Annotated in this window: 12 protein-coding genes; 9 read left to right on the top strand and 3 right to left on the bottom strand. The window is 60.7% G+C overall.

The annotated features are described in order from the left end of the window. The first annotated feature begins 32 nt into the window (after nucleotides 1-32). Nucleotides 33-1,424 (top strand): sigma 54-interacting transcriptional regulator, encoded by a 1,392-nt coding sequence (locus IPM54_44010; GenBank protein MBK9266740.1) that lies wholly within the window; start codon nucleotides 33-35, stop codon nucleotides 1,422-1,424. Between the two features lie 485 nt (nucleotides 1,425-1,909). On the opposite strand, the gene IPM54_44005 is transcribed toward IPM54_44010, so the two are convergent. Together IPM54_44005 and IPM54_44000 are read right to left on the bottom strand one after the other, a co-directional pair. After that, nucleotides 1,910-2,974 (bottom strand): hypothetical protein, encoded by a 1,065-nt coding sequence (locus tag IPM54_44005; protein MBK9266739.1) that lies wholly within the window; start codon nucleotides 2,972-2,974, stop codon nucleotides 1,910-1,912. Between the two features lie 8 nt (nucleotides 2,975-2,982). After that, entirely contained in the window at nucleotides 2,983-3,708 is a 726-nt protein-coding gene (locus tag IPM54_44000; GenBank protein ID MBK9266738.1) for a hypothetical protein, read from the bottom strand. On the opposite strand from IPM54_44000, the gene IPM54_43995 reads away from it, so the two are divergent. The 6 genes from IPM54_43995 (at nucleotide 3,691) to IPM54_43970 (ending at nucleotide 8,285) form a co-directional block, all read left to right on the top strand. After that, complete coding sequence (locus IPM54_43995) at nucleotides 3,691-4,437, top strand: hypothetical protein (protein MBK9266737.1); 747 nt, start codon at nucleotides 3,691-3,693, stop codon at nucleotides 4,435-4,437. The genes IPM54_44000 and IPM54_43995 overlap by 18 nt on opposite strands. Before the next feature lie 118 nt (nucleotides 4,438-4,555). Further along, nucleotides 4,556-4,780 (top strand): hypothetical protein, encoded by a 225-nt coding sequence (locus IPM54_43990; protein ID MBK9266736.1) that lies wholly within the window; start codon nucleotides 4,556-4,558, stop codon nucleotides 4,778-4,780. Nucleotides 4,781-4,797: 17 nt separating this feature from the next. Continuing rightward, nucleotides 4,798-5,229, top strand: coding sequence for a hypothetical protein (locus tag IPM54_43985; protein ID MBK9266735.1), 432 nt, complete (start codon nucleotides 4,798-4,800; stop codon nucleotides 5,227-5,229). Nucleotides 5,230-5,705: 476 nt separating this feature from the next. Next, complete coding sequence (locus IPM54_43980; protein MBK9266734.1) at nucleotides 5,706-5,912, top strand: hypothetical protein; 207 nt, start codon at nucleotides 5,706-5,708, stop codon at nucleotides 5,910-5,912. 619 nt (nucleotides 5,913-6,531) lie between these two features. Then, nucleotides 6,532-7,686, top strand: a complete 1,155-nt coding sequence (locus IPM54_43975) for an AAA family ATPase (protein MBK9266733.1) — start codon at nucleotides 6,532-6,534, stop codon at nucleotides 7,684-7,686. Then, nucleotides 7,683-8,285: a DUF4276 family protein gene (locus tag IPM54_43970; GenBank protein ID MBK9266732.1), complete on the top strand. Its 603-nt coding sequence runs from the start codon at nucleotides 7,683-7,685 to the stop codon at nucleotides 8,283-8,285. The genes IPM54_43975 and IPM54_43970 overlap by 4 nt, the downstream gene beginning before the upstream one ends. Nucleotides 8,286-8,363: 78 nt before the next feature. Here the strand turns inward: IPM54_43970 and IPM54_43965 are convergent, their stop codons facing one another. Beyond that, the gene (locus tag IPM54_43965) at nucleotides 8,364-8,816 is read right to left on the bottom strand and encodes a hypothetical protein (GenBank protein MBK9266731.1); all 453 of its coding nucleotides are present in this window, start codon (nucleotides 8,814-8,816) and stop codon (nucleotides 8,364-8,366) included. A 436-nt stretch (nucleotides 8,817-9,252) separates the two neighbouring features. Here IPM54_43965 and IPM54_43960 point away from each other — a divergent pair, with 436 nt between their 5' ends. Then, nucleotides 9,253-11,064, top strand: coding sequence for a hypothetical protein (locus IPM54_43960; GenBank protein MBK9266730.1), 1,812 nt, complete (start codon nucleotides 9,253-9,255; stop codon nucleotides 11,062-11,064). Nucleotides 11,065-11,076: 12 nt separating this feature from the next. Further along, nucleotides 11,077-11,736 carry a hypothetical protein gene (locus IPM54_43955; protein MBK9266729.1) on the top strand — a complete coding sequence of 220 codons (660 nt, stop codon included), beginning with the start codon at nucleotides 11,077-11,079 and terminating at the stop codon, nucleotides 11,734-11,736. Nucleotides 11,737-11,776: the final 40 nt, after the last annotated feature.

The following is an 11,776-nucleotide window of genomic DNA, read 5'->3' as shown; positions in this document are numbered from 1 at the left end:
CAAGTTCTCGTGGATCGTGATAAAGGAGCAGCATGATGCGCAGTTCAGTCTCGTTCGGCACGACCCAGGAGCCCGCGCGCGAGGTCCCGAAAACGTCATCATTCGCGCGTCCTTTCCTCTTCGTCGTCCTCCATTGCGACCGACCGACGCTCGGCGGCGCTCGGTATTGCCTTGCGGACACCGACGTCGTCGAAATCGGCCGCGGGCCCGAGCGTGCTGCCACCCGCGTGCTCGACGGTGACGTGCGGCGCCTCGATGTGCGTTTGCCCGACGTCAGCATCTCCAAGGCCCAGGCTCGTCTCGTTCGAAACGGTGATGGCTGGAGCTTCGAGGATACCGGGTCGCGCAACGGTTCGTTCGTCAACGATCGGCGCGTCCACAAGGTGCCCCTCGTGGATGGCGACTTCATCGAGCTTGGCAACGTCATTTTGCGTTACCGAGCGGCTTTGTCGTCGTCGCCCGTCTCTGCTGCCGATAAGGAACTCCAAAGCCCGGATGCGGGCGGTCTTTCCACGCTTCATCCATCGCTTGCCGACCATTTCGACGCCTTGACGCGGGTTGCGCGGGCGCCCATCCCCGTCGTGCTTCTTGGCGAATCCGGCACGGGCAAGGAGGTCCTTGCGGCGGAGATTCACGCGCTTTCGGGCCGCACCGGGCCGCTCGTCGCGGTCAATTGTGGAGCTTTGCCCGCGTCGCTCCTCGAAGGCCAGCTTTTTGGGCATACCAAGGGAGCATTTACGGGGGCCATTCGGGATGAACAAGGTTACTTGCGCAGGGCGAACGGTGGCACGCTGTTCCTCGACGAAGTGGGTGACTTTCCGCTCCATGCGCAGGCCACGCTTTTGCGCGTGCTGGAGCTCGGCGAGGTCGTCCCTGTGGGTGGAGCGAGCCCTGTCATGGTGGATTTGCGTATCGTTGCGGCCACGAACAAGCCGCTCGACAAGATGGCCATTCGAGGCGAATTCCGAGTCGACTTATTGGCGCGGCTTTCTGGGCATCGGCACACGTTGACGCCGCTTCGTCAGCGCATCGAGGACATGGGGTTATTGATTGGCGCATTATTGCAGCGCTCGAAGGTTCCAGGCGCCGGCGAGCTCAGCTTCACCGTGGATGCGGGTAAATGGTTATTGTCGCAGCGGTGGGCGCTCAACATTCGAGAATTATCGCAGCTCCTTGGCGTTGCGGCGGCATTGGCGGACGAGCCGCTTATCGAGCGTGCGCATCTCATCGAGCGGAGCCTCGAGCCCGACGTTTCGGCCGAGGAGGCGCCGCCGCCGGACGACGTGCGCTTTCGGCTCGTGGAGCTTTTGGAGAAGCACAAGGGCAACGTGAGCCACGTGGCACGCGACATGGGCAAATCACGCGTGCAGATACATCGGTGGATAAGGAAGTTGTCGATCGACGTCGACGCGTATCGGGGGTAGCCAGGGTTCGTCGCACATAGCGTGAACGCTCGCGGGAGTAGTCGGAAGGCTCTCGCGAGAAGCGGCGGTGGTCGTCGCAATAAGAGGCGGCGGTCATCGTGATGAGAGGCGTCGGTTCGGAAGACCGCGGCACGAGGTCCAGCGAGCACGAGGGGCGGTTGGATCGACCGCGGGGGCTTGTCGAGGTGCCCGATGGTCGCGGTTGGTAGGAGCGCCGGAGGTGGTCGTGCGGTGCACGGGCGCTTGTCGAGGGAGTAGCGGGGCTTGTTCGGGGGAGTAGCGGGGCTTTTCCGCACGAGGACCACCTTCGCGCAAGAGAGCGCCGCTGGGCAGCTCTCGTTGCCATTTGCGAAGATGCGTCGTGTGTGAGAGCCGATGCGTCTTGCGCAACGTTGCGCTCGTGTTTGCCGGCGCCGATGCACGACAATGCGGACAAACCATTTGCGGACAAGACGCGCTTCTCCGTTTCATCATGTGAAAAAAGTTTACTCTCGTTCGTAGAGAGCCCAAATGGTCACGTGTGCATGAGGATCGTGTTGTCCCCATTGCCGGGGGAGGAGCTTGCGGGCCAGCTCGGCATCGGCGAGCGAAAGCAATCCAAACTCGTTCAGCCGCTTGGTGAGTGGCTCGAGCTGGCCTTCCCAGCGCAAATAGGCGTGCAGCGACGAGGTGCGATTCTCGTCGGCGAGGTCATGGCCCAAGAGCTTCCAGCCGGCGGGCAAACGCGCTGCGTACTCGGGTTTGGCGAGCAGGTCGATCGCTAGCAAGTAGTATTCATTGTAGGGGTAGGGGCGGGGGGTCGGCAACGCGGCCAATGCCTGATCAAGGCTTTCCGGCGTGCACTCGACGGGTCCGTGGTCCGAGGTGTAGCAGTTCAGCAGCGAGTCGATCGAGCGAACTTCGGAGAAGTGAACTTCGGGAGAAGGAGGGTCCTCGAAAGGCTGGATGCGCCCGTACCAGCCTTCCCAGCCTTTGAGCAACTTCCTGCGCACACTGAGAAACATGGGGCTCGTATGTTGGTCGTCCTGGGCAGGGTCGGCTTTCCGCCATCTGCACTCCCGTGTGTAGAGCGCCCAGATGGTCACGTGCGCATGATGATCGTGTTCTCCCCATTCCAGGGGGAGGAGCTTGCGGGCCAGCTCGGCATCGGCGAGCGAAAGCAACCCGAATTCGTTGAGCCGTCGGGTGAGCGGCTCGAGCTGGCCTTCCCAGCGCCCACAGTTGTGCAGAGACGAGACTCGAGTCCCGTCGGCGAGGTCATGGCCCATAAGCTTCCAGCCCTCGGGCAAACGCGCGACGTACTCGGGCTCGGCGACAAGGTCGATTCCCAGCATGTAGTAATCATTGTCCGGGTCGGGAATCGGCAACTCGGCCAAAGCTTCATCCAGGGTTTCCGGCGTGAGTTTGTCACGGCTGTAGTCCGGAGCGTACCAGTTCAGAAGCCCGTCGATCGAGCGAATTTCGGAGAGATAGGACACGCGGTAATGCTCGATGTGCTCGCACCAGTGGTTGTCGCCTTTGCGAAATTTCCTGCATACGCTGAGATTCATCGTGTCTCCTACTTTTTCCCCTTCACATGGATGCCCGAGGTATGCGGGCCGCCGTCCCCGCACGTGGTCGTCGAAACACTACCACAACGTCCGGTTATCTGAAACGAACCTTCACAGCGGACAGCTTCCTTGTCGATCTCCACACACCGGCTTCCGCGCATTTGTTGATAAGTCACTCTCCCGTGCGTGTGCACACCCGCACACGGATAATGCCTGGTGGCGTAACATTGGAGGTTGCCCTTTTTGGTGTAGCATCCCCTTGCGTCGTCGGTATGCTCGGGAATAAACCTCTCGTTCTGCGGGCAAGCCGGCTGCTTTTGCGGCGGTGGTGGCGGCGGCGGCGTCGCATTGGGCTGTGCGGCCGGCGCGGGCGCAGGCGCCGCTGTCGTCGCCGCCGCTGGCGGAGCGGTAACGAGTTCATAGACCGTGATACCACCCACGGCAACCAACCCGGCCGCCAAAATTCCCAGCGCCACGAGGTCTCCGGGACCAGGGGCCGGTGAGTCCGCTTGCGACGCTAGAAGCGCCGCGGGCGCAGCCCTGGTCATGACCCTCTTGAATGCGGCTTCGACGACGGCGCTCGAGGGCGGAGGCCCGTCGGCAATGAACCTCTTGTCGGCAACTGATAACGCCTGTTCCACGGCTACCGTTTCGACCCAGCCCATGTCCTCGGCACGCGTCATGATTTTTTCGTAGCCAAGCGAGTCGATGGCCATTTGGCCAAGCTTCGCCATGATGCGCTCGTCGTCGATGAATCTCGGCTTGTCCACCACCCTTACGGCGACCGGAATCACAACCGTGTATCCCTCCGCTTCGAGAACCACTTTACTGACGACAATGGGCACGCCGTGGATCACTTCGATGAAACGGATGAGCGCATCTTGTCCGTCGTTTGCGTGCTCGCGCAAATACTTCAGCGTTACAACGCCCTCCCGGAAAGGACTTTCAGCAATCGGCATATTGCGCAAAATATTCCGCATACACGCCCCGAAATCGGGGGCCGTATTGGGGAGGCCGTCAATGCCCACGTTCCTGTGACGATCTTCATTCACCTCGACGATCGCCTCGAATTGGTGCCGGCCCGGCTCCAACTGCCTTCCATATTCGACCATGCATTCGACGGACTGTTCGATCGCGATACTTGGAAGGTTAGCGCGATCGATCCCGCCTTCCGTTTGGCTCACTCGTACTGGTCCAAGACGACTCGTGCAGCCGATCAGCGCATGCCCGATTGTAATAGCCCCCAAAAAAACCATCGCCAGCATCGTGCGCATAGGTTTACTCCCGCCGAGAATGTGCTTGTCGGACAACCGACCTCGGTGCTGGTATGGACCGTCAGGAAAAAACGGTCAAGCTTGCTCGTCGCAATGAGCGGTCAGGGAATGTCCGGTGGTCGTAACAATCCACAAGCTGCGTTTTCAAGGATGAACGCGCGCTCTGCGACGCTGTGGCGTGCGGATTGACGAAAGTCGCCCGCCCAATCCGTGTCCGTGCCACTCCACGCGCCAAAAATCACGGGTGTCGCGACGACATGCCGCCCCAAGTCCGAACCTAGGCACCTCCCATGCCATCGAGCAACAAGTGCTCAAGAAATACCCGGGTCTGTTCACAGAGGCTGAAATTCACTCGCTGAAAAACCTTCGCGGGATCCCAACGTCGATCAATTCGGAGCTTCATTTCAGCAAGATCCGGCTCGCTTGGAATCGCTTCTATAAAAGTCATCCCACCGCGACGAAGCAGGATGTACTCGACTTCGTGGCGGAACTGGATAAAAAGTTCGGTGCGTCCTTCAACCCTCCACATTGATTAGAAAAGAGGTTGCCTTGAGCAAAAAACGGTGGGTCTTGGAGCCTGAAGTCGCTGGGGAACTAGGGGACAACACCATCCTTGATACCTCTGTTCATCCGCCAATCGTGTCCTACTTCCATCACCGCTTCGAGGGGTGGTTGGGCGATGACCTGCTGGAGGTCTTTCCCTGCTTTCTTGTCACCGCCGCCCTTGCGAAGGCCCTCGAAGAAGTAGGGCTGGTGGGTTTCACGCTGGACGACGTGGAAGTGAGCGTGTCGCTGGAGTTCGAATTCATGTATCCTGGGCGCGTCCTGCCGGAGTTTCGATGGCTCAAGATTACCGGCAAGGATCGCGAGGCTGATTTCTACGTCACGCCGGATCACCACTTGGAGGTCTCCGACCGGGCGATGAACATCCTGCGGCGGTTCAACATTGCCCACGCGGAGATCGAAGCCGCAGAAACATGAGATTCATGGGCTACCGACCGCGTCCGCCTACGGCCTGACGAACGTGAACGTCACGCGCTCACGCGGGTAGAGGAGCTGTTTTGGGATCCGTACTACCGATGGTCGGGCGACGGCGTGAGCCCACCCGATTGGCACAACGGACCCGACGACCAGCGCGCGGCAAACTGACGGCCGGTCTGAGCAAACGACAACCGAATGCGGCGCGGCCAAAGTCGGTCAGGACGACTCAATGGAAGGAATGCCGCCTGTCACCCCTCCGTGGGGCCTTGGCTGCTCGATCGCTTGCGCGACATGAAGTCGAACAACGTGCGAAAGATAATTTCGAGCTCGGGGGCGTACTTTGCTTGCGCTTTCACCTGGTCAGCTGACGCGGCGGAGCATTTCCCAGGCTTCGGCGTCGAAAAGCAAATTGGCTTGCTTGAGTATCGTCAAGACGACTTCCAAATCGATGATGACTTGATCGATGTCCTCGGCCCTTGACAAGCCGCCAGAAGGATTTTCGCCGTGATGTCGGCGGGGAGCGTGAGCTTGGTCCCGGCTTTGCCAATGGCATCGGCCGTGGAGCGCCGGCCAAACCAATGCCGCGCGGTGCTTGGCAAGCGCCGCACTTCGTCGGCACTGAGGTTGCCAGCCTTGCAGGAGGCGTGAGCGCATCGGCAATGGTGAGGGACACGGTGCCATAGGAGACGGTAGCCATGATTGATCCCTTTCGGTGGTTGTTGAAGCACGGAAAGTGCGCACAGGACGTTATCCGAGGGGTGCGAAGAAGGCAAAAAGTAACAGGTCGACATAGCGTGAGCGCTCGCTGGAGTAGTCGGAAGGCTCTCGCGAGAAGAGGCGGCGGTCATCCCGAGAAGAGGCGGCGGTCATCGCAAGAAGAGGTGGTGGTTCGGAAGACCGCGGCACGAGGTCCAGCGAGCACGAGGGGCGGTTGATCGACCGCGGGCGCTTGTCGAGGGGACCAATGGTCGCGGTTGGTCGGAGCGCCGGAGGTGGTCGCGCGGTGCACGGGGCTTGTCGAGGAGAAGCGGGGCATATTCGGGGGAGTAGCGGGGCCGCTTATCGGCCTCCAGGATTTCCACGCCGTAGTGTGCATGTACCTGGGTGCACCGGGTGGAGGGGCTGCGATGGCGCGGTGGCTTGGGCTTTCTGGGTGATCTGTATCAGTCATGGTGCTCGTCGCTGGCGACGAACGCGTCAGCCGCACCGGCACCCGTCGAAGTGTGCTGAGGCCGGTCAATTTGCGGGCGGATGACGACACGTTCGCAATGCCTGGCGCGCAGTGGCTCGGGGAGACGTGCAATGACAGTGAGATGGGTCGTACGCGTAAGCAAGGACCGAAAACCACCAATTACATCCTTGCGCATCAAGTCCTTCAAAGCCATTCAAGACACGGGCGTGTTGAAGCCACGCGCGCTGACGGCATTCATCGGGGACAACGGGACGGGGAAAAGCAGCGTGCTCGAAGCCTTGCGCTTTTTGCGCACCTTGAGCATCGGCACGCTCGACGAAGCGCTTGCCCCGTTCGGTGGCTACGAGCACGTGCATTGGAATGCGGGCAAGCGGCGGGGGCACGCGAAACCGGGCGAAGGAATCGAATTCAACGAATTTTACCCCTTGGATATCACGCTGCACGGCCACGTCGGGAAGGCCCGCGCCAGCGCGCATGTGCGGGTGAGCGGGCAAAACCAAAATGTTGCCGTGTTCGAGCATGAATCGCTGAAGGTCGGTAGCGATGTCTACGAACGCGATCGCACCTGGCGCCCGGAACAATCGATCTTGCGAAATACGGTATGGTGTGACGATTGGCAGTTTCTGGACCTGGTGCCCGATCGGATGGGCAAGCCGACGCGGCGAACGCAATCGGGAGCGACGGTGCGTCTTTCGCCCGATGGGAGCAACTTGGGGGAATACTTGCTAGATCTGCGCAGTCAACGTGAACGAGGCGTAGCCGCATTCAATGGGCTGGTCGAAACGTTGCAGGTGATCCTGCCTTATGCGCGGGATCTGGTGCCGGTCATGAGTGAAACGTTCGAGCGGCAAGTGGGCCTGGAAATGCGTGAGGCAAGTTTTACCGTGCCCGGTTGGATGTTGTCGACGGGTACGTTGCGGCTGGTGGCGCTCTTGGCGGTGCTGCGACATCCGCGGCCGCCGTCGCTCTTATGCGTCGAAGAAATTGAAAACGGACTCGATCCGCGGACCATTCACATCGTCGTGGACGAGCTCTTGCGCGCTGCGGAACACGGACGTACGCAAATCTTGATCACGACGCATTCGCCGTATTTGCTGGACCTGTTGCCGTTGGAGTCGCTGGTTTTGGTGGCGCGTGACGATGGTGGGCCGCCGCGATTCGATCGGCCCGGAGATCACGAAGAAATGCAGCAGTGGGCGCGGCAGTTTGCCCCCGGGAAGCTTTACACGATGGGCACGATGCACCAGAAGCGAGGCAAGCGATGAGGGTCGGGTTCGTCGTGGAATGCCATCGCGGTGGCGCCGATCACAAGGTGATCGAGCATGTCGTGGCACGCCTGGATGCGTCCGTGGACTTGCGCTGGGTATTCGCGGGAAACAAGGGGGAGCTTTTTCGAGAATGCGGTGGACTTGTCCGGGGACTCTACGAGAATGAAAAATGCGCTCGCGTGTTCGTCGTGTGGGACTTGATGCCGTGCGACAAGGACATGCAGGACAAGGGCAAACCATCGTGCGAAAAAGAGCGGGCGCATGTTTTGTCGAAAATCGATAAGACGCATCACGCGCGCACGGTGCTCATTTGCATTCGGCACGAATTGGAGGCGTGGCTGCTTTGTGATGGGCAGGCGCTGACGACGTTTCTCGAAAACAAGAATCATCCGACGCCGGTGATTCGAGATGACAAGAAGTCTGAGCAGCACAAGAATCCGAAAGTGGTATTGCGACAGATCTTCGAGAAACAAGGTCGCGAATACCGTGATACGGACCACGCGCCGAAGGTGATTGCCCTCGTGAAGAACTTGGCGAAATTGGAGCGGGTGCAGAGCTTCAAGCGGCTTTGCGAGAAGCTCGTGGCTGTCAGGTGAGCGCTAGAGATGTGATCAGCGGTGAGCGCATTCGATACCGGCGTCTTTGCGCGTTGGTATCTCGAGCGTGAGCGCTACTCACCCCTCCGTGGGGCCTTGGCTGCTCGATCGCTTGCGCGACATGAAGTCGAACAACGTGCGAAAGATAATTTCGAGCTCGGGGGCGTACTTTGCTTGCGCCTTCACCTGGTCATTGACGCGGCGGAGCATTTCCCAGGCTTCGGCGTCGAAAAGCAAATTGGCTTGCTTGAGTATCGTCAAGACGACTTCCAAATCGATGATGACTTGATCGATGTCCTCGGCCTTTTGACAAACCGCCAGAAGGATTTCGGCCGTGATGTCGGCGGGGAGCGTGAGCTTGGTCCCGGCTTTGCCAATGGCATCGGCCGTGTGAGCGCCGGCCAAACCAATGCCGCGCGGTGCTTTCGGCAAGCGCCGCACTTCGTCGGCACTGAGGTTGCCAGCCTTTGCAGGAGGCGTGAGCGCATCGGCAATGGTGAGGGACACGGTGCCATAGGAGACGGTAGCCATGATTGATTCCTTTCGGTGGTTGTTGGAAGCACGGAAAGTGCGCACAGGACGTTATCCGAGGGGTGCGAAGAAGGCAAAAAAGTAACAGGTCGACATAGCGTGAGCGCTCGCTGGAGTAGTCGGAAGGCTCTCGCGAGAAGAGGCGGCGGTCATCCCGAGAAGAGGCGGCGGTCATCGCAAGAAGAGGTGGTGGTTCGGAAGACCGCGGCACGAGGTCCAGCGAGCACGAGGGGCGGTTGGATCGACCGCGGGCGCTTGTCGAGGTGACCAATGGTCGCGGTTGGTCGGAGCGCCGGAGGTGGTCGCGCGGTGCACGGGGGCTTGTCGAGGGAGAAGCGGGGCATATTCGGGGGAGTAGCGGGGCTGCTTATTTGGCCTCCAGGATTTCCACGCCGTAGTGTGCATGTACCTGGGTGCACCGGGGTGGAGGGCTGCGATGGCGCGGTGGCTTGGGCTTTTCTGGGTGATCTGTGTATCAGTCATGGTGCTCGTCGTGCTGGCGACGAACGCGTCAGCCGCACCGGCACCCGTCGAAGTGTGCTGGAGGCCGGTCAATTTGCGGGCGGATGACGACACGTTCGCGATCGTCAAGCGCATCACTGGATGGAGCGTCGCAAGCTCAACGGCAACCTGGGACCCGAGAACCGACCCTCATATCTGGTACAAGCACAACCCCAAGCTTGGCGCCGATAGCCTCGACAGGTTTCCCGAAGATATTCGCAAGGACGCGCGGCGCTGTGTACCTGCGCCCGCGGTTCAGCCGCCACCGGCTGCGGATCCGCCACCTCCGCCACCGCCACCGCCACCGCCACCTCCGCCGCCACCGCCGAAGAAGGTTACGCCGAAGCCGCAGCCGGCTCCGAGCAAGGTGAATGGTCCGAAACCGTTGCCCAAGCCGATTACGCGGCCAGCGCAGAAGCCTGCTGCAAGGCCGCAGCAGCCGCGTAAAGCGCCGTCGGTGTTGCCTGGTGGCGAGCGGTTGTTACCGAAGGACGAGCAGGCGCGCGTGCTGCCGGATGCAAAGGACGCGTCGCCATTACCTCGGCCATTGCTTTCGCATTTCGCGGTGAATTGCGCGGACGAAAAGGCGCGGTGCAAGCGTGACGCGGAGCTCTCCATGCCTGCCGAGCTGCGAGCAACGCTTACCGCGATCTTGGCGCAGTCGTGTTCACAACGAGCACGCCCGGATCCTCGACATGTGGGGCAAACGTATCGGGATCCACTGCAGCAACTTGAAACAAAGTTGCTCGTGGCTGCTCTGAGGTGGGCGGGTGAGCAATTGGCGGAGCCGCAGGTGATTCCGCCGCAGCCGCGCGAGATCTTGCCATTGCCGAAGCTCGTGGTGCAAGAGCCGGTCGCTCAGGACGACGCGTTGTCATTGGAAGATCCCCGCGTGCAATTTGGCGGGGGATTGGTTTCTGGTGGCGCGATTGGCGCCGTGCCACTCGGTTCGCCCGGTGCCGAGGTAGCAATCCAATTGCGCCTGCTTCCGAAAGGCACGTATTGGGCGCAGGTGGGGCGTGCGTGTGGCGAGATTGCCGTTGGCACCGGACAGATTGCCCTTGGCTGTGCAGGAATGGGCGCTGGTGCCGGAATGAGCAGCACGGGTGGTGGGGCCATCGTGGGCGTGCCCGTCGCCGCGGGATCATTTGCTATTGCCACCAATGGCTGCGCGACGCTCGCCAATGGCGTGCGCAATGTCGGGCAATTGCTCAGTGAAGGCGCTCCGCCGCAAGCTCCGCCTGCGCCGTCGCAGGTCAAGCTGCTGGAGCCCAAGCCGAAACCGGCGGCGCAAGCTTCGCCGCCAGCGGCGAAACCGGCGCAAGCGCCAGTGGCGAAGGCGGGGCAACCTACCGCCACTCCGCCCGCGGGCAAACCGTCACCGGGACCGACGACCACACCGGGGCCGAAGAAGCGACCGGGCGGCACCAAAACCGGGCCAAACACGACGTCGTGGGTCAAGTGCACTGGACAGTGGCACCATGCGATATCGAAGAAAATTCACAAGGCACTCGAGAACCACCCCTTGCTGAAGGGAGTCTACAAGTACCGAGATGACCGGTTCGTCACGCAAGCGATCGACAAACAAGCGCACAGAGGGTACCAGAAGTGGCACATGCAGCTCGATGAGGACATAGCACGGTGGATCGACATCAATCGGACAGCGACGCCAAAAGACTTCGAAGCCGAGCTGCTCAGGCGTTACTCCGAAAAAACGCTGAAAGCGATCTTTCCGAACGGATTTTAAGGAGTTACCAGCATGCGCTTCTATGCCATGGGTGAACCCGGCGATGACTGGACCTACAAGACGACGTTCTACAGGATGGAGCCCAAACATACCGGCGATGCTCAAACGTGCCCGCAGTGTCATGGATACGTCGGCATGTTGCCTTGGTTGCCGCCGTACAATGCCGAGGTTGTAGCCTACGGAAAGGCGCTTGGTGACGTTGTCCTCGGATCCAGTGATGACCTGCTCGTGTCCGCGCGATTCCGAGAAGCCTGGGAAACGTCGAACCTACGCGGGCTCGAGTTTTCACCGGTCGAACGACTTCGCGTTCGTCCCGCACGACTTGGAAGAAAGCCCCACACGTACTTTCATGCAGAGGCCCGGCTCTTCGGCACCCAGGTCGACGTCGAACGAAGTCGCATCGAGCGTGAGGAGCCCATCCAGTGCCATAAGTGCAAATATGGTCGTCTCATTTTGAGCATCCGCGGGTTCGCCATTGATGAGAAGTCATGGACCGGCGAAGACATCTTCGCCGCATGGGGGATGCCTGGCACGGTCGTCGTCACCGATCGCGTGCGCCAACTTCGCGACGATTACGGTCTGACCAACGTCAACCTGACGCCGGTCGAGGAAGTGTTCTGGGATCCCAACAAGCGTTGGACGCCGTACGACCACAGCCCGCCCTATTGGTAAAGGCAGCCCAAGGAAGCCGACCCGGACGCCCAGCGTGCGG

The sequence above is a fragment of the Polyangiaceae bacterium genome (genome assembly GCA_016715885.1).
In the GTDB taxonomy this organism is placed as follows: Bacteria; Myxococcota_A; Polyangia; order Polyangiales; family Polyangiaceae; genus Polyangium.
This window is presented reverse-complemented; position numbering and strand designations above follow the sequence as displayed.

Coding starts and splice junctions, on each gene's coding strand:
- IPM54_44010 (MBK9266740.1), top strand. CDS start 33: ATGATGCGCAGTTCAGTCTCGTTCGGCACGACCCAGGAGCCCGCGCGC.
- IPM54_44005 (MBK9266739.1), bottom strand. CDS start 2,974: ATGAATCTCAGCGTATGCAGGAAATTTCGCAAAGGCGACAACCACTGG.
- IPM54_44000 (MBK9266738.1), bottom strand. CDS start 3,708: ATGGCGAAGCTTGGCCAAATGGCCATCGACTCGCTTGGCTACGAAAAA.
- IPM54_43975 (MBK9266733.1), top strand. CDS start 6,532: ATGACAGTGAGATGGGTCGTACGCGTAAGCAAGGACCGAAAACCACCA.
- IPM54_43970 (MBK9266732.1), top strand. CDS start 7,683: ATGAGGGTCGGGTTCGTCGTGGAATGCCATCGCGGTGGCGCCGATCAC.
- IPM54_43965 (MBK9266731.1), bottom strand. CDS start 8,816: ATGGCTACCGTCTCCTATGGCACCGTGTCCCTCACCATTGCCGATGCG.
- IPM54_43960 (MBK9266730.1), top strand. CDS start 9,253: ATGGCGCGGTGGCTTGGGCTTTTCTGGGTGATCTGTGTATCAGTCATG.
- IPM54_43955 (MBK9266729.1), top strand. CDS start 11,077: ATGCGCTTCTATGCCATGGGTGAACCCGGCGATGACTGGACCTACAAG.